15 protein-coding genes are annotated in these 16,222 nt (G+C 49.1%); 3 read left to right on the forward strand and 12 right to left on the reverse strand.

The window, feature by feature from the left end:
* Nucleotides 1–236 precede the first annotated feature (236 nt).
* From Q0339_RS08840 to manA, 4 genes are all read right to left on the reverse strand, one after another.
* The gene (locus Q0339_RS08840) at nucleotides 237–719 is read right to left on the reverse strand and encodes a ZmpA/ZmpB/ZmpC family metallo-endopeptidase (protein ID WP_298078469.1); all 483 of its coding nucleotides are present in this window, start codon (nucleotides 717–719) and stop codon (nucleotides 237–239) included.
* Nucleotides 655–876, reverse strand: coding sequence for a YSIRK-type signal peptide-containing protein (locus Q0339_RS09115; protein ID WP_366517276.1), 222 nt, complete (start codon nucleotides 874–876; stop codon nucleotides 655–657). The genes Q0339_RS08840 and Q0339_RS09115 overlap by 65 nt, the downstream gene beginning before the upstream one ends.
* A 259-nt stretch (nucleotides 877–1,135) precedes the next feature.
* Nucleotides 1,136–1,744, reverse strand: coding sequence for a methyltransferase (locus Q0339_RS08845; protein ID WP_298078470.1), 609 nt, complete (start codon nucleotides 1,742–1,744; stop codon nucleotides 1,136–1,138).
* A gap of 24 nt (nucleotides 1,745–1,768) precedes the next feature.
* On the reverse strand, nucleotides 1,769–2,719 hold the full coding sequence (gene manA, locus Q0339_RS08850; RefSeq protein ID WP_298078471.1) for a mannose-6-phosphate isomerase, class I: 951 nt from the start codon (nucleotides 2,717–2,719) through the stop codon (nucleotides 1,769–1,771).
* Nucleotides 2,720–2,828: 109 nt separating this feature from the next.
* Between manA and Q0339_RS08855 the strand changes: the two genes are divergently transcribed.
* A complete protein-coding gene (locus tag Q0339_RS08855) occupies nucleotides 2,829–3,680 on the forward strand; it encodes a Cof-type HAD-IIB family hydrolase (protein ID WP_298078472.1) in 852 nt (283 codons plus the stop codon).
* Between the two features lie 169 nt (nucleotides 3,681–3,849).
* On the opposite strand, the gene Q0339_RS08860 is transcribed toward Q0339_RS08855, so the two are convergent.
* The 7 genes from Q0339_RS08860 to Q0339_RS08890 form a co-directional block, all read right to left on the reverse strand.
* Complete coding sequence (locus tag Q0339_RS08860; protein ID WP_366517277.1) at nucleotides 3,850–4,845, reverse strand: 2-hydroxyacid dehydrogenase; 996 nt, start codon at nucleotides 4,843–4,845, stop codon at nucleotides 3,850–3,852.
* A 204-nt stretch (nucleotides 4,846–5,049) separates the two neighbouring features.
* The gene (tadA, locus tag Q0339_RS08865; protein ID WP_298078473.1) at nucleotides 5,050–5,586 is read right to left on the reverse strand and encodes a tRNA adenosine(34) deaminase TadA; all 537 of its coding nucleotides are present in this window, start codon (nucleotides 5,584–5,586) and stop codon (nucleotides 5,050–5,052) included.
* Nucleotides 5,587–5,590: 4 nt separating this feature from the next.
* The gene (locus Q0339_RS08870) at nucleotides 5,591–6,469 is read right to left on the reverse strand and encodes a helix-turn-helix domain-containing protein (protein WP_023391540.1); all 879 of its coding nucleotides are present in this window, start codon (nucleotides 6,467–6,469) and stop codon (nucleotides 5,591–5,593) included.
* 24 nt (nucleotides 6,470–6,493) lie between these two features.
* On the reverse strand, nucleotides 6,494–9,004 hold the full coding sequence (locus Q0339_RS08875; RefSeq protein ID WP_298078474.1) for an ATP-dependent Clp protease ATP-binding subunit: 2,511 nt from the start codon (nucleotides 9,002–9,004) through the stop codon (nucleotides 6,494–6,496).
* Between the two features lie 19 nt (nucleotides 9,005–9,023).
* Nucleotides 9,024–9,488 (reverse strand): CtsR family transcriptional regulator, encoded by a 465-nt coding sequence (locus tag Q0339_RS08880; RefSeq protein ID WP_035364070.1) that lies wholly within the window; start codon nucleotides 9,486–9,488, stop codon nucleotides 9,024–9,026.
* A gap of 295 nt (nucleotides 9,489–9,783) precedes the next feature.
* Nucleotides 9,784–11,121: a bifunctional UDP-sugar hydrolase/5'-nucleotidase gene (locus Q0339_RS08885; protein ID WP_298078476.1), complete on the reverse strand. Its 1,338-nt coding sequence runs from the start codon at nucleotides 11,119–11,121 to the stop codon at nucleotides 9,784–9,786.
* A 21-nt stretch (nucleotides 11,122–11,142) separates the two neighbouring features.
* Nucleotides 11,143–11,910, reverse strand: a complete 768-nt coding sequence (locus tag Q0339_RS08890) for a MurR/RpiR family transcriptional regulator (RefSeq protein WP_291430608.1) — start codon at nucleotides 11,908–11,910, stop codon at nucleotides 11,143–11,145.
* A 189-nt stretch (nucleotides 11,911–12,099) separates the two neighbouring features.
* Here Q0339_RS08890 and Q0339_RS08895 point away from each other — a divergent pair, with 189 nt between their 5' ends.
* Both Q0339_RS08895 and Q0339_RS08900 read left to right on the forward strand, forming a co-directional pair.
* Nucleotides 12,100–13,815 carry a PTS transporter subunit EIIC gene (locus Q0339_RS08895; protein WP_298078477.1) on the forward strand — a complete coding sequence of 572 codons (1,716 nt, stop codon included), beginning with the start codon at nucleotides 12,100–12,102 and terminating at the stop codon, nucleotides 13,813–13,815.
* 3 nt (nucleotides 13,816–13,818) lie between these two features.
* Nucleotides 13,819–14,577 (forward strand): HAD-IIB family hydrolase, encoded by a 759-nt coding sequence (locus tag Q0339_RS08900; RefSeq protein WP_298078478.1) that lies wholly within the window; start codon nucleotides 13,819–13,821, stop codon nucleotides 14,575–14,577.
* A gap of 239 nt (nucleotides 14,578–14,816) precedes the next feature.
* On the opposite strand, the gene Q0339_RS08905 is transcribed toward Q0339_RS08900, so the two are convergent.
* Nucleotides 14,817–16,211, reverse strand: coding sequence for an oxaloacetate decarboxylase subunit alpha (locus tag Q0339_RS08905; RefSeq protein ID WP_298078479.1), 1,395 nt, complete (start codon nucleotides 16,209–16,211; stop codon nucleotides 14,817–14,819).
* Nucleotides 16,212–16,222: the final 11 nt, after the last annotated feature.

Below are 16,222 nucleotides of genomic sequence, written 5' to 3' on the forward strand. Positions count from 1 at the left end.
ACCACACTATTTCCGAGAAAGATATACCAAATTAATCTATTTCAACCAGATTACAGAAAAATCATTGAAAATACCCAAAAAACAATATGTCTAGTCAATCAAAAAACATCGTCTATGTCTTATAAATACATTATAATGACTTCATTATTAGTAAATTTTACCACGTGTTTATTTACATTAACTTTCTCCATATAAAAAATCCTACGGCTAAATGCCGTAGGATCAAGATTATCAGCTTACTGCCCTTGGAAAATAGAGGTTCTGAAATCATTTGTTGCCAATAGATATTGACGATAAATTTCCTTCTTCACTTTGTGAACATTATTGTCCCCTCTTGTTAGGAAGTTAGCCTTAATATCTGCTTCCATCGCTTGATGGATGAGTTGCTGGATATCAGCAAAAGTACGAACCTGAGTCCCATTAACAGTAATTGGAATCAGAGATTGATTCAACTTATCGATACGCTCTTTGAACATGGCTTGCTTAAATACCGTCATGTTTTGGAACTCTCCTCTGGAGACAGATTTAATGACATAGGTATCACTTAGTTCTGCATTCCCAGCTGCTTTTGCTTCCTTCTGAAGCTTATCAGAGGCATACGGTACAAAACCATCTTCATAACCCTTGTAGGCCATCATCTCCCAAGCCATGCGCTTAAACATGAGGCCGCCCGGTGAGCCTGTCGTGTTTTCCCCAGTCGCATAGTTTGGTGCATACATAATTAGATTTTGGATTGTCCAGAGCTTGGGCCGAAACTGGTGCCATATGACCTATAAAAAAGCTCCCAATCACTACCGACGCAATACCAACGGAAAATTTCCGAATAGAGAAGCGTTGGATCTGGTTAGGACGCTGAATTTTCCCTTTGTAATTCACTAATGTCTTACCTTTCTATACTTAATTTGCAATTCATTCTACCACATACTAGAAAGGAAATATACGTTTTTATACCGAAAATTCACAAATTTATTTCCATGTGTTTTCTCTACCTATAAAGGCGAACGTTAGATAATATAGCATAATATTAATCACTAATAATCACGACAGTTCCCGACAGCATCGCTCATTAATTTTCGTGGGATTACAAAAAGCCATTTTGATGAATTTATCAAAATGACTTCTGTATAATTTACTACTATGCTTTTTGACTTTTCAAAATCCAATAGCCCTTATCTCGGGTCACTAACTCAACATTCCCAAAGGCTTCTTCCATAAAAGTTTCCATAGAAGGGGCGCCTTGTTTTTTCTGGATTACGAGCCATAATTCACCGCCAGGTCTTAAACTAGCCTTGGCTGAGCGTACGAATTGTTGGATGACCTGCTTGCCAGCCCGAATAGGTGGGTTGGTCACTATATAATCAGGTGTTTGACTAGCTTGCCATTGGCCTGCGTCAGCCAATTGATAGGCTGTATTCTCTACTCGATTAAGCTGGCTATTAGCCTGCGCCAACTGGTAGGCACGTTCATTAATCTCGACACCTGTCACTTGAGCTTGAGGGTATAATTTTGCTAAGGCAATCGTGACCGGACCGTAGCCACTCCCCAGTTCTACTATTTGATAAGTCCCTGCAGGAACTGAATCAGCGAAAGCTTCCACTAGCACCTTGGAACCATAGTCCATGCGCTGTTTAGAAAAGACGCCATTATCGGTCTGAAAGCTCAAAGTTAGACCTGCCACACCATCTTGAATCTGGTGCAAAGAATGCTGACTGGTGGGACTGGATTTAAAGTATTGTTCGCTCATTATCTGCTGACACACTCCTCTATTTTAAGCTGGGTGAGAACTAATTAAGGTCAAGGTCCCTTCCAAACGAATTTCAGAAACGCCGTGCGGTAAAATAAAGGAACTTGCTAAATCTAAGTCGTAAGATATACCATCCAGCCATAGTCGGCCCTTCCCTGCAATGACGGTCGCCAAGGTATAGGCATTATCCAGACTTAAAGTCAGGCTATCCACGACTTCCCATTTGGTCACAGTGAAGAATTCATTTTCCAGGTACTGGATAACTTGGCTATGACCAACTTGCTGGGTCTTAACCTGCAACTGACGCTCTGGATCGGGATAGAAAGTGACATCCGCAGCCTGCTTAAGATGCAAATCACGTGGATTGCCTTGAGCATCACGACGATCATAGTCGTAGACACGATAAGTGGTATCTGAGCTCTGTTGTGTTTCCAGAATGACCACCCCCGCACCAATCGCATGGATAGTCCCCGCCGGCACATCAAAGAAGTCGCCCGCCTTAACCGGTACTTCCACCAAGAGATCTGACCAACGACCGGCTGCCACCAATTCTTCGAATTCTTGCCGTGATTGAGCCTTATGCCCATAAACAATCTTAGCCCCTGGCTCTGCAGAAATCACATACCAACACTCAGTCTTTCCTAGTTCTCCTTCGTGTTCAAGACCATAGGCGTCGTCAGGATGGACCTGGACAGAGAGTTCGGCCGCTGCATCTAGGATTTTAATCAAGAGAGGAAAAACTTCTTGATCAGGATTGCCAAATAATTCTGGATGTTCTTGATAGAGTTGATCTAGGCCCAGGCCTACATATTGAGCAGGACTAGTGACGGTCGACACCCCATTTGGATGAGCACTAATACACCAAGCTTCCCCTACCGTGTCGCTAGGACCTTTGAGGCCAAATTCTAGTTCAAGTTTACGGCCACCCCATATCTTATCTTGTAACACAGGCTTTAAGAAAATCGGTTGTATCATCTCTATCATCCTTTCTAAGCTAAATTTTCTCACTTCTATCATACCATTTTTTGACGATTTCGTGGTACACTATTTATACGAGAATTATAACGAATTATGGAGGTTGCCGATGATTAAACTTTTTGCATCCGATATGGATGGGACTCTATTAAACCCAAACCATGTCATTAGCGACACTACCGCCCAAGCCATTCGAGACCTTCAAGCTCAATCGGATATTGAGTTTCTGATTGCTACTGGACGAGATTATCGATCTGCTAAGTGGCTTTTGGATCAACACCAACTGACCGCTCGCATCATTGCCGTCAATGGTGCTGCAACTTATGATGTCAAAGGAAATTTGGAGGATGTCTTTGCCCTGGATTTAGCTGATACCCAGACCCTTATCCAACGATTTGCTGTGCCTGAAACTCAGACTTTGGTGTCGCTCAAGTCTCTGAACGGCTATTATGTCAATGACCTATCCCTCTATCGGCGCCGCATGGAAGATTTCCTAAATCACGCTAAGGAAGCGGCCAGCGATGATAGTCTGGCCCAGATTGAACTCCACTTCAAGGAGCTTCAACCCCTTGAGGATTATCGCCCTGACTTGGATCCACCACTTAAGCTTATGCTGATTGACCGGCGCCCTGAAGTCTTAGAGTCTGCCCGCCATTTCCTCAAGGACTTTGCCATTGATCTGACTTCTTCTGGCCCAGATAATTTAGAAATTACCAGTCTCAAGGCCCAAAAAGGCTTAGCGATTAAAACCTACTGCCAGCACCATGGATTCACTAAGCATCAAGTCCTAACCATCGGAGACTCGGCCAACGACCGCTCTATGCTAGCCATGTTCCCTAATAGTTATGCCATGGCTAATGCCAGTCAAGCCATTAAAGACTTAGCAAGCTATGAGGCTCCTAGCAATGCAGAAGACGGGGTAGCCCATACTATTTATCAACTTTTATCTAAGTTAGGATAACTTATGACTAAGCGTCCTAAAAGTTTAGCTAGCTAAGATGAACTAGCAAGTGAAGCCTATATTTTCATATTTTCCTACTATATAAGTAAAGCGAAAGGACTAAAGCGCTGCTTATTCAGCACTCAGTTCTTTCGCTTTTGTCTATTTTTGAGGCAAATTCTTTATTTACCTAGAAATCATTGCTACATTCTCCTGTTTCCAGATAGTCCTTGAGGTTATTAAAGCTAGTTTCCACCATGTTCTCTACTGCCTCATCGGTGTAGCTACCCATGTGAGGCGTTAATAAGACCTTAGGATAGAGGTCAACCAACTTCTTAACCGCAGGATCGCTAATCTCTTGACCGCGCAAGTCTTTGAAGAAGACTTGGCTCTCATTCTCTAAGACATCTAAGCCCGCCCCAGCCAAATGACCAGATTCGATAGCTTCAATGATGGCATCCACATCCTGAAGCTCACCGCGCGCGGTGTTAATTAGAATGGCCCCTGGTTTCATCTTGCTGATGAATTCCTTGGTGATGACCTTACCATTAGCTGGAATGTAAGGCGCGTGAATGGAAATCACGTCTGACTTAGCTAAGAGCTCATCCAGCTCTACTTGGGTGCAGATATGGTCGACTCCTTCTTTTGGAAAGGCGTCGTAAGCTAAGACATTCGCGCCCAAGCCCTTGAAGAGCATTGCGGTCGTCAACCCAATCCGGCCAATCCCAACCACACCAACGGTACAGTTACGGATTTCCTTAGAAAACATTTGCTCGTGGATACGAAAATCATGCTGGCTAGTTAAGTGCGTTGTATAGGCGACATTCCGCAAGAGGGTCATGGCCAAGGTCAAAGCTAATTCAGCAATCGCATTAGGTGAGTAAAAAGGGACGTGTGCTAACTTGAAGCCTAATTGCCTAGCATAGGTAAGATCGATATGGTCGACACCTACTGTCCGCGTCAGAACATATTCTACCCCTAATTTTTTGTAGATGTCTAAGACCTCCTTTGTAGCCCAGCAGTTACCACGTAAAATAACGGCCTGACAACCTTGAGCTAACCAAGCCTCTTCCGGACCTGTTAGGTAATTGGGCACACAAACTAATTCGTAACCAAACTTTTGATTGGCTATATCAAAAACGGGTCTTTCGATGTCGCGAACACCATATGCTAGTACTTTCATCATTGCTTTTGCTCCTTGCACTTACTTCTTGAACGAAGTGGGGGATTTAATGTTCCTATTTTAGCACAATAGAAAGCCGATGTTGATTAATTTTCATGAAAATGGATAATTTTGTATCTCAAATGTTCGTAATACTCCCAACCAAGCAAAAAACGATCAAGACCTGCCCTTTAAAAGGCTGGATTGATCGTTCATTTTTTATATTAATTAGTCATCTTGTCCATCCGCTTGCTTGGCTTGCGCTTTACGCAACTTATTCCGCTTGCGAAGGCCTCGGAAGAAGATCTTGAGCTTGTCGCTACACTGGGCTTCCAAAACTCCCCTAATCACTTGCGGTTGATGGTTGAAGCGGCTGTCTTCCAAGAGATTCATGAGACTGCCGGCGCAGCCACCCTTGGGGTCACTCGCCCCGTAGACCACCTGATCCACTCGCGATAAGACCAGGGCGCCCGCACACATAGGGCAGGGTTCCAAGGTCACATAGAGGGTACAGCCCTCTAATCGCCAAGCACCCAGGGCTTGGTTGGCCGCTTCAATGGCTAAGAGTTCGGCGTGGGCCGTGGCCTGGTGGTTGACCTCCCGCAGATTGTAGGCTGAAGCTAGGAGGACGCCATCCTTAACTAAAAGGGCGCCAATGGGCACTTCGCCTAGGGCTTGGGCCTGGTCGGCCAGTTCTAGGGCCTGCTGCATCCAATATTCGTGCTGGGCCAAGTCGGTTGGCGCCAGTTGGCTTGCATCCATCATGGCCTCACCCCTTATGTTCCAGGGCCAGGTAGCTGACAATCAGATCCGTCAGGTGTTGCAGGTTGAGCCCCGTCTCCTTGGTGTACTTGCTCAGTCGATAGGTCAAGGTGTTGCGATGAATATAGAGTTCATCGGCTGCCTGACTCAGGTTGCCCTGGTGTTCAAAGAGGGCCCGCACCGTCGCCGCATAGTCAGGATTGTGCTTGAGGACATCGTGCAGTCGATCCATAAAGGCATACTGCTTGGTCACCTCGCGCCCTACCAGGCGCAAGAGGACTGAGGTCAAGGGCACAATTTCAGGCTCCATAATCTGAGACAGAATACTGTGCACCAGCCGTCGCTCATCTTGGAAATGGGCCACATAATCCTGGTCCAACTTGGCTACTAGGCCGACACAACCTCGGGTCACCGTCTCAAAGTCAATGTCCAAGGTCTTAATAATGTCCACCAAGGCGCCAACGTGTTCCATGCCTCGAAGGCAGACTAGCCAGCGATTGGCTTCATCCGGAATGACCACTTCAATGGCTTCCAGAGAATCTTCCAGGGTCTGCTGCCACAAGACAGGGTCGAAGGTCTCTGACTTGGCCTGCATAATCAAATAGATACAGACCAGACTGCCCCGCATTTGGCCTTCCAGTGGCTGACCCTCTAGGAGAAAGGCCCGCCAGGCCTGTTGATGTGGCGCTAAATCCACGACCGGCACCTGGGGGGTAGCCTTGGCCAAGCTCATCATAAGCAAGAGTTCTTCTTCCTTGCTAGTCAGGTCAGCCTGAGGAATGGCTAGGCCTTGATCCCCCAATTGGACAATCAGATAGCCGGGCAGCACCGCATCCGGTGCGACTGCTTGGGCCTGGGGATAGAGTCTTTGCAGTTGTTCAAACATGGGCTAGCTCCTGTCTTAGATTATTTAGGCTTTGGCTTTGGGCTTAGCTTTGGCCTTGCTTGAGCCAGCCTCATGGTCCTTAGCGGCAATGTTGATCTTACCGGACCGGCCGCCAATGGTCACTGAGTCACCGGTGACAATGTTGCCGCTGAGCAGCAACTCACTGAGTTGGTCCTCAATTTGTTTTTGAATAGCACGGCGAATTGGACGCGCCCCGTATTCTGGGTCGAATCCGGCTTCGGCGATAATATCCACCGCCGTATCGGTCACCCGAGCCTTGATGGCCAGTTCGCCTAGGCGCTTGATAATATCCTTGGTATGGAGCTTCACGATTTGGCGAATTTCTTCCTTAGTTAAGGAGTGGAAGACCACCGTTTCGTCAATCCGGTTGAGTAATTCTGGACGGAAAGAACGCTTGAGCTCTTCGCGAATACGTTTTTCCATGGCCAAGTGGTCAGCGGTAAACTGCTTAGCCCCAAAACCGACGGATTTCTCATCCCGTAGGGCGGTTGCCCCTAGGTTAGAAGTCATGATAATGATGGTGTTACGGAAATCGACTTGGCGGCCCTTGGAGTCAGTCAAATGCCCGTCGTCAAAGACTTGGAGCAGGATGTTGAAGACATCTGGGTGGGCCTTCTCGATTTCGTCCAGGAGAATGACAGAGTAAGGTTTTTGGCGAACCTTCTCAGTCAACTGGCCGCTTTCTTCATGGCCGACATAGCCTGGAGGCGAACCAATCAGACGTGACACGGTGTGTTTCTCCATGTACTCGGACATGTCGACCCGAATCATATTGTCTTGGGAACCAAACATGGCTTGGGCCAAGGCCTTGGCCAATTCGGTCTTACCAACCCCGGTTGGTCCCAAGAAGAGGAAGGAACCGATTGGACGGCCTGGCGCCTTGAGACCAGAACGAGCCCGGCGAATAGCGCGTGACACAGCGGACACGGCTTCTTCTTGGCCAATAACTCGTTGGTGAAGCTCCCGCTCTAAGTTAACCAGGCGTTGGCTTTCCTTCATGGCCATTTGAGTCACTGGGATACCGGTTGACAGAGCCACGACTTGAGCCACTTGTTCTTCATCTACGACTAAATGTGCTGGCTGGCCAGCCTGTGCTTGGGCTTTCTTGCGGGCCCGGGCCAGGCGTTTTTCCAGTTTTTGTTCAGCTTCACGAAGGCTAGCTGCCTCTGGGAAGTTGCGGGCCAGCACGGCTTCTTCCTTATCTGCCTGCAACTTGGCCATTTCCTTCTCTAGGGCGAAAAGGGGATCGTGAGAGACAGCTTCTTCAATCCGCACCTTAGCGGCTGCTTCATCGATTAAGTCGATGGCCTTATCAGGCAAGGAGCGTGACGTAATGTAGCGGACACTGAGTTTGACCGCCGCTTCAATGGCTTGGTCGGTAATGGTCACGGCGTGGTGAACTTCATACTGGGTCTTGAGCCCTTGCAGAATCTGGATGGTTTCTTCAGGCGTTGGCTCGTCCACTTGTACCTTAGAGAAACGACGTTCCAAGGCCGCGTCTTTTTCAATGTATTTCTGGTATTCACTCAGGGTCGTCGCCCCAATGACTTGGATCTCACCCCGCGCCAGAGCTGGCTTGAGGATATTGGCTGCATCAATTGCCCCCTCGGATCCACCAGCCCCAATCAGAGTATGGAGCTCATCAATGAAGAGAATAACTTGGCCGTCGGCCATGACTTCTTCCACAATGCGCTTCATGCGCTCTTCGAACTCACCCCGGTACTTGGTCCCAGCCACCAGGCTCCCCATATCCAGCATCATAAGGCGCTTCTTAGCAATATCGGCCGGCACGTCACCTGACACGATATGTTGGGCTAGGCCTTCTGCCAAGGCAGTCTTACCTACCCCTGGGTCCCCGACTAGGACTGGGTTATTCTTCTTACGACGGCTGATGATTTGCAGCATGCGTTGGACTTCCTTCTCGCGGCCCACCACTGGGTCCATCTGGCCTTGCTTAGCCATTTGGGTCAGGTTGCGGGCAAAGGAATCCAAGGTCGGTGTCTTACTTGGCGCAGTCTCGCTGGCTTTCTGGGTCCGCGCTTGAGGCTTGCTTTGGCCCATTGGCATCTTATCAATGCCAATGGCTTGGTAGACGGCTTTTTTAAGGGCGTCTAAATCAACATCGAGGTTGCGTAAGATCAAGGTGGCCAAAATTTCTTGTGGCAGCATAGCTAATAAGAGGTGCTCGGTCCCAATTTGGCGAGCGCCCAAGCGCTTAGCTGTATTGGAGGCATCCATGATATTCTTCTTGGCGCGTGGCGAATAAGGTAGGGTTACTTCCCCCCGAGGCATAGGCGCCTCTACATCGCCATGGATGGCCCGCAACTCGTTCAGAATGAGTTCCGGGGTCACGCCAAATTCACGGAGAATGACGCCGGCAATGCCACGTTCTTCGCGGGCTAGACCAATCAAGATATGCTCGGTACCAATGGCTGAATGGCGCAATTGGTAGGTGGCCTCAGCCGCCATGATCATGACTTGATGGGCACTTTCGGTAAATAGTTCTTCAAACATCGCGTCTTCACTCCTTTTCTTAATAGCTGTATTTGAGTTGTTGCAAAAAGGTCTTGAGCAGTTGGGCGCGGGCCGCCTGTTCCTGCTCACTGATTTGATGGAGGACGGATTTTTCAATCACGGACAGGATTAAGGTCCCCTCGCGGTTGGTAATCAGGCCCTTGCCAATCAAATTCTCAATCATATGAATGCCGTTGCGTTGGCTAATCTTATCGCCCACTAATTCAATCAGCTGATCAATCAGGGCTGCCTCGTCGGCCAATTCAATCTTGAGAATGCGGATATAGCCGCCACCTCCTCGCTTACTTTCGACCAGGTAGCCATGCTCCTGGGTAAAGCGGGTCTTGATGACGTAGTTAATTTGTGACGGGACACAGTCGAAGTGCTCCGCGATGTCACTACGTTTGATTTCGACATGCTCTTGGTGCTTGAGGAATTCCTTCAGGTAGGCCTCAATGATGTCGGTCATATTGCGGCTTGACATGTTACCCCTCCTTACATTGACTTTCTTTGACTATTGTACACCAAATCAGACCTTTTGCCAACCTAATTGCTTGGCCTAGGGCTAAAGAAAAAGGAGCCTGAGGCCCCCTTTTATATAAATGATTATATATTTGACTTTTCATAAGTGGCTGGGGCCAAATCCCGATCTGACAGGCTTTCGCCGCCAAAAGACGAACGTTTCCGGCTTATTTTTGACTTTTTCTGTTCGTGACTGCCAAAAAACCAGAATTTTTGCCCTCTCAAACCCTATTTAATAGTGTAACTATTAAATAGGCTTAAGCCTCTTGGGCCAGGTAGGCCACCAAGGCATCCAGGTCGCTACCCAGCTGCTGATCCAGCAGCTGGTGACGGGCCAAGGCCTCATAACCATCCCGGCCTCGTCCTAAGAAGTCATTGGTCACCAGCTGATAAGTGGCCTCAGGGTCCAGCCCCTTGACTGCCTCCTCAAGCTCTAAGGGCTGGCCTTGACTGTCGATCATACGAGGATAGTGGCCGGATTCCAGCGCCTCCTTGAGATCGGCGCCCGACACTTCCAGCACCCAGAGCTGACAGCCAAAGGGCAGAATGGCCAGAGCCTCCTCATAGGTCACCGGCCCCTGATCCAGACTGGCGCGGACGCCTCGCCCATTAATGAGGCTGAAGTCCACTTGCCAGCCCTTGGCCCGTGCAGCTGCCGCATAGGCCCGGCAGACCAGTTGGCTGAGATTGGTATGGCCCTGACTTAGGGCCTCCCGACTGCCATCCAGGGCCTGGCGACTTTGGCCGATGACCTGGCTAATGCGTGCCTGGGCCTGACTTTGCCAGATTTTGAGTTCCTTGGCCACTGGGCGGGCTACCTTGGCATAATGGCTGAGATCATGCAGTTGGTAGTGGCCGAGCCGGTGGCTGCCATCCGGATGGAGCCAGAGACTAAGCTCGCCCAATAGGCGGCCATAGTATCCGGCTTGCACCACCAAGGTTTGACCGACCAGGGCGGGCTGCTCTGTCACCGTATGGGTATGGCCCCCGATAATGGCGGCAAAGTCCGGCACTTCTTGGGCCAGCGCCAGGTCCGTCTCATAGCCCAAATGACTTAAGAGGACAAAGTGGCTTGCCCCGGCCTGACGGGCCAAGGCCAGATTCCGTTCTAAGGCTAGACGAGGCTCTTCAAAACCAATCAGCTCCCCTGGCGAAGAATTATCCAAGGTTTCCAGGGTTGTGGCGGCTAGGATAGCCAGCCGGACACCGTCCGCCAGGTCATAGAGGCGGTAAGGCGCCACTTGTTGCGCCGCCAAATCAGCCAAAGCCGGCTCTCGGCTAAAGTCCAGGTTACTGGACACAAAAGGCACTCGGGCTTGGGCCAGATAGGAAGCCAAAAAGCTAGGTCCCAGATCAAATTCATGATTGCCAAAAGTGACCGCATCATAACCCAACTGGTTCAAGAGGGCAATTTCCGCTTGACCAGCAAAGAGCTGGAAGTAAGGGCCACCCACAAAGAGGTCCCCGGCCCCCAGCAACAAGCTGGCTTGATACTGCGCACGCAGGCCTTTAATCATATGGGCCCGCTGGCCAAATAAATCCAGATAGGAATGGGTGTCATTGGTATGGAGTATGCCGAGTTTTACAGCTTGCATGAATCAATCGCTTCTTTCTGCCTAGGCCTGCTCTTGTTGGGCGGCCTGGCGTTTGAGTAAGGTCTCGAAGAGGAGGGTGCCGGCCAGGTTGAGCATGAGCCGGGACCGAATCTTCTTACGCGCCTTGGGCGCATCATAAATCTGAATCAGTTGATCACTGAGTTTAGCCAAAGGATGATGGGTCAGGCTGGTAATGGCCACAATATGGGTCCCCTTTTGGCGAGCCTTGAGCAAGGTCTCATTGACCGTCTTGTTGGCCCCACCTAGGGAGAAGACTACGATGACATCTTCTTTGGTCGCAATATCAGGAATGCGTTCAATACTATACTGTTCGAAGAAGTCATTGGCCCAGACATCAATGAGCTTGAGCTTACGGTTAAAGTCAGACATGGGCATATAGCTAGACCCAATCCCCACGCAGAAGACCCGACGCGCCGCCAAGACCCGGTCGGCCACCGACTCGAAATCAGCCTGGTCTAATAGGGCCATGGTCCGTTGGAACTCGTCCGTCAATTGGGCCTTCATCAAGTCAAAATGACTGGCCTCCAGATGATGGGACTCCTGATTGGACTCCTTACTACGGCGCAGGTCATACTTGAGTTCATTGAAGGTAGCATAGCCTAACTTCTTACCTGCGCGCACAATGGTCGAAGCCGACAAATGCAGGGCCGCCCCAATCGACTTAAGGGTCTGGGCCTCGATATTGTCCTGCTTCATGAGATAGTCGATGACTTCCTGTTCATAGACCGATAATTCTTCATAGTGAGCCTTTAGATTGACGAAAAACATGTCATCCCTCCTGATCCCCTAAGGGTTTACATTTCTATTGTACCACAGCTGGGAGCCACCACAAAATTTAGAGGTAATTTTACCTCTTGGAGTCAATTTTATCTTCCTTGGGAACTTTTTAGCACATTTAACTAAAGCGTTTGCTTTTTTGCTAGAATAGACTTATCAAATTATGAAGGAGCGACTACAATGAGTCAAAAAAACAAGTTTGTTTATGCCTTTGAGCAGTTTGGCCGATCCTTCCTCTTACCTGTTTCGGTCTTGCCAGGGGCCGGGATTATTAAGGGGATTGGGACTGCCTTCTCTAACTCAGATACCTTGAAGATGTTCCCCGTTCTTCAGAACCAAATCTTCCAATTCATTATGAAATTCTTTATTACCTTAGGGGACACAGCCTTCAACAACCTACCAATTATCTTCGCTGTCGGCGTCGCCGTTGGTTTAGCCAAACGCGAAAAAGGTTCTGCTGCCCTATCTGGGGTGTTAGGTTTCATCGTCCTACACTCTGTCCTCAACTTCCTCTTAGTCCAAAGCCATCGCTTGGTGGACACTAGCAAGTTATCCAGCGCTGAAGCTAAACTAGCCATGGCCAATGCCATGCAGACTAAGGTCATGGGGATTCAAACCCTGGACCTCAGCGTCTTCGGGGGGATTATCGTCGGGATTGTGGTCTTCTTCGTTCACCGTTGGGCGGTTAAGAAACAATTACCTGCCCTAATCGGCTTCTTCAGTGGCCCGCGTTTCGTACCGATTGTGACCATCGTTGCCATGGCTTTTGTTTCGGTTATCCTCTTCTTCATCTGGCCACCAATCCAACAAGGGATTTCAGTCATGTCCGTCTTCATCCTCAAGTCTGGTCCGCTAGGCACCTTCCTCTACGGGCTAGTTGAACGGGCACTCTTACCATTTGGTCTCCACCACGGGCTGAACTGGCCAGTGCGTACCACTGAATTAGGTGGGACCTGGACCATCAATGGCGAACGCGTTGTGGGTACCATCAATGCCTACCTAGCTTCCCTAGCGGATCCTAACATTACTTCAATCGACCCATCCATCACCCGTTTCAACGGCGGGAAGTTCGTTTACTTCATGTTCGGTTTATCTGGGGCTGCCTACGCTATGTACAAGACAGCTGATCCTAAGAAACGCAAAGTCGTAGGGTCTCTGCTCTTCGCAGCTGCCGGTACTGCCTTCTTAACCGGGATTACCGAACCAATTGAATTTACCTTCCTCTTCGTTGCCCCAATCCTCTATGTTGCCCATGCCTTCATGGCAGGTGCTGCCTTATTGGTAATGCACCTCTTAGGTGCTGGGGTGGCAACACCGACCGGTCACGGTTTTATCAACTTAATCATCTACGGCGTCCTGCAAGGGCCTAAGACCCACTGGTGGTTAGTCTTCATCGTCGGCGTACCTTGCTTCATCCTCTACTACTATGTCTTCCGCTTGCTCATCCTCAAATTCGATTTGAAGACACCAGGTCGTGAAGATAGCGATGAAGTCAAACTTTCAAGCAAGAAAGAAGCGCGCGATAAACTGGGTGTTACCATTAACCAAGTCGGTCAAGACAACAGTAACAATGACTTACACCCTGAAGACCAAGCCCTACTAAACTCAGGCACTGCCATGAAGACCATTCCTGACAATCCCGAAGGCATCCATCAACAAGCCCTGGGCTTGATTGCCGCTCACGGTGGCCCAGACAACATCGAAGAAGTCAACGCCTGCATCACCCGCTTACGGATTAATGTCAAAGACAAAGCCCAAGTAGATAAAGACACCATCGTTCATCAATTAGGTGCCCTGGGCTTTGCCGAAAACGACATGCAAATGCAATCGATTTATGGTGCCCACGCCAATGTCTTGAAAATGGAGATCCAAGACATCCTCGGCATGGAGGAATAAGTCATGCGTAACCTCTTTGTGACAGACTTAGATGGTACCTTCGTCAAGGATTCTGTCACGGTCAATGCAGCTGATTTGGTGGCCTACCATACCGCCAAAGAGCTGGGCGACTTCTCCATCGCCACTGGCCGCTCCCTGGCAGAAATCCAGTACATTGTCCAAGGCAATGACCTCGATGTCACGCATATGATTGGCTTTAACGGCGCGGTGGTGACCCGCTATGCCCAACTCTTGGCCGAGCATCACTTACCTGAAGACGTCACGCCCAAGCTACTGGCTTATTTCAAGGAGCAAAAATTAATCTTTGATGCCCTAGACGGTCAACGTCGCATTGGTAACTTCGACCACGAGCATAAGCAACGGCTCTGGAATATGCCTTTGATTTGCTTGCCAGACCCTTATCCAGCCTTGGAAGGCCATCGCCTCTACAAGGTCAATGTCCGCCCAAGTGCTGAGACCGCCGACTTCTACCTGGCCGACCTGCAAGCCAAGTTCCCTCAACTGGCTACCTATAAATCAGGTTCTACCCGACTAGAAGTAACGGCCCAAGGGGTCTCTAAGGCCTCCGGCTTAGCCATCATCCGGCCTGACTATGACCGCCTAGTAGTCTTTGGCGATTCAGGTAATGACAGCGACATGTTCGCCGTGGCCGACATTTCCTACTGTATGGATCATGCCCCAGTCGAGGTGCAAGCACAAGCCACGCATGTGGTAGCTAGCTTCGCTGACGCCATGGCCCATTTCCAAGCACACTATCTATAACCCCTCAACACCCGCCTCACTTCCTTCACTTCCGCGGGTACAGGAGAAAACGGCAGCTAGCCCTTACTGGGTTGGCTGCCGTTTTTGTTCTCCCTATCTATCAATCTATCTATTGATAGATAGGGTCTAAAGCCCCCTTATTTACGTGCTGATTTAAGCACAATTTTTGATTTGCTCCCTATGTCCCCTGTCCAGATTCAACAAAAAAGAAGATGGGAATTCCTCCCATCCTCTCTAGCTTATTGTAAATCCAGGGATACTTCCACTGTCTGAACAGGCACATCGTAGTAGGGATCTTCCCGGCGTCCTAGGTAATCCTTGGCTTGTTGTGGGAAGAGGGCATACATGAGCACATCTTCGTCAGACTTAGCGTAGTCCTTAATTTCTTCCCGCAATTCTGGTAATTGCGGTTCAATCAAGTCAGCAGGTCTTACCGTCACAACTTCTGCGTCCCCAATGATGGTTTGCTTAACTTCTGGATCAATCTTGGCTGGCGCTTGACCATAGTGGCCTAAGACATAGTCTTTGATTTCCTTAGGCACCATCTTGTAGCGTTGACCAGAGATAACGTTCATCACCGCCTGGGTCCCTACCATTTGTGATAATGGCGTTACCAGTGGTGGATAACCTAGGTCAGCCCGAACTTTTGGTACTTCAGCTAACACTTGATCATACTTATCGGCCAAACCTTGTTCCGTTAATTGGCTGAGCAAGTTGGATAACATACCGCCAGGCACTTGATAAATCAAGGTCTTAGGCTCGGTGTCCTTAACCTTAGGATTGAGAATGCCTTCCGCCCGGAACTTGTCGCGGATACCGTTGAAGTAAACCGCTGCCGCTTCTACTTCTTTCATATCCACGCCTGTCTTGAAGCCTAAGTCTTCTAAGGCTAAAACCATAGATTCTGTCGCTGGCTGGCTAGTCCCGCCAGAGAAGGATGACAAGGCTGTGTCGATAATGTCGGCCCCGGCTTCTGCTACCTTGAGGTAGGTCATCTCAGAAATCCCGCTAGTTGCATGGGTGTGGACTTCCAAAGGTAAATCTACCTTATCCTTGATACGGCTAACCAATTCATAACCTGCTTGCGGTGTTAGAACCCCTGCCATATCCTTGATACAGATAGAATCTGCCCCGAATTTGGCCATGCGTCCTACCAAGTCCACATAGTAGTCTAGGGTGTGTACGGGACTAGTGGTGTAGGAGATAGCTGTTTGAGCCAAGCCCCCTGCTTCCTTGGTTGCTTCGATTGAGGTTTGTAGGTTGCGCACATCGTTCAAGGCATCGAAGATACGGATAATATCAATCCCATTTTCGACTGATTTTTGCACGAAAAGCTTGACCACATCGTCCGCGTAGTTACGGTAACCTAGCAGGTTTTGACCCCGCAAGAGCATTTGTAACTTGGTATTTTTGACCGCTGCGCGGATTTGACGCAGACGTTCCCATGGATCTTCGTTTAAGAAGCGGATGCAAGAGTCGAAGGTCGCACCGCCCCATACTTCTAGGGCATGGAAGCCCGCTTGATCCAAAGTTTTCAAAATTGGCAACATATCTTCCGTCGTCATACGAGTGGCAATTTGGCTTTGTTGGCCATCCCGTAAGACCGTTTCAGTGATACGAATTAATTTGCTCATAGTTTATTCCT

The sequence above is a fragment of the uncultured Abiotrophia sp. genome, from assembly GCF_938010525.1.
Taxonomy (GTDB): domain Bacteria; phylum Bacillota; class Bacilli; order Lactobacillales; family Aerococcaceae; genus Abiotrophia.

What these genes read in the sequence shown, in the direction of transcription:
- Q0339_RS08840 (WP_298078469.1), bottom strand. Translation starts at nt 719, where the DNA reads ATGTATGCACCAAACTATGCGACTGGGGAAAACACGACAGGCTCACCG.
- Q0339_RS08845 (WP_298078470.1), bottom strand. Translation starts at nt 1,744, where the DNA reads ATGAGCGAACAATACTTTAAATCCAGTCCCACCAGTCAGCATTCTTTG.
- manA (WP_298078471.1), bottom strand. Translation starts at nt 2,719, where the DNA reads ATGATACAACCGATTTTCTTAAAGCCTGTGTTACAAGATAAGATATGG.
- Q0339_RS08855 (WP_298078472.1), top strand. Translation starts at nt 2,829, where the DNA reads ATGATTAAACTTTTTGCATCCGATATGGATGGGACTCTATTAAACCCA.
- Q0339_RS08860 (WP_366517277.1), bottom strand. Translation starts at nt 4,845, where the DNA reads ATGATGAAAGTACTAGCATATGGTGTTCGCGACATCGAAAGACCCGTT.
- tadA (WP_298078473.1), bottom strand. Translation starts at nt 5,586, where the DNA reads ATGATGGATGCAAGCCAACTGGCGCCAACCGACTTGGCCCAGCACGAA.
- Q0339_RS08870 (WP_023391540.1), bottom strand. Translation starts at nt 6,469, where the DNA reads ATGTTTGAACAACTGCAAAGACTCTATCCCCAGGCCCAAGCAGTCGCA.
- Q0339_RS08875 (WP_298078474.1), bottom strand. Translation starts at nt 9,004, where the DNA reads ATGTTTGAAGAACTATTTACCGAAAGTGCCCATCAAGTCATGATCATG.
- Q0339_RS08880 (WP_035364070.1), bottom strand. Translation starts at nt 9,488, where the DNA reads ATGTCAAGCCGCAATATGACCGACATCATTGAGGCCTACCTGAAGGAA.
- Q0339_RS08885 (WP_298078476.1), bottom strand. Translation starts at nt 11,121, where the DNA reads ATGCAAGCTGTAAAACTCGGCATACTCCATACCAATGACACCCATTCC.
- Q0339_RS08890 (WP_291430608.1), bottom strand. Translation starts at nt 11,910, where the DNA reads ATGTTTTTCGTCAATCTAAAGGCTCACTATGAAGAATTATCGGTCTAT.
- Q0339_RS08895 (WP_298078477.1), top strand. Translation starts at nt 12,100, where the DNA reads ATGAGTCAAAAAAACAAGTTTGTTTATGCCTTTGAGCAGTTTGGCCGA.
- Q0339_RS08900 (WP_298078478.1), top strand. Translation starts at nt 13,819, where the DNA reads ATGCGTAACCTCTTTGTGACAGACTTAGATGGTACCTTCGTCAAGGAT.
- Q0339_RS08905 (WP_298078479.1), bottom strand. Translation starts at nt 16,211, where the DNA reads ATGAGCAAATTAATTCGTATCACTGAAACGGTCTTACGGGATGGCCAA.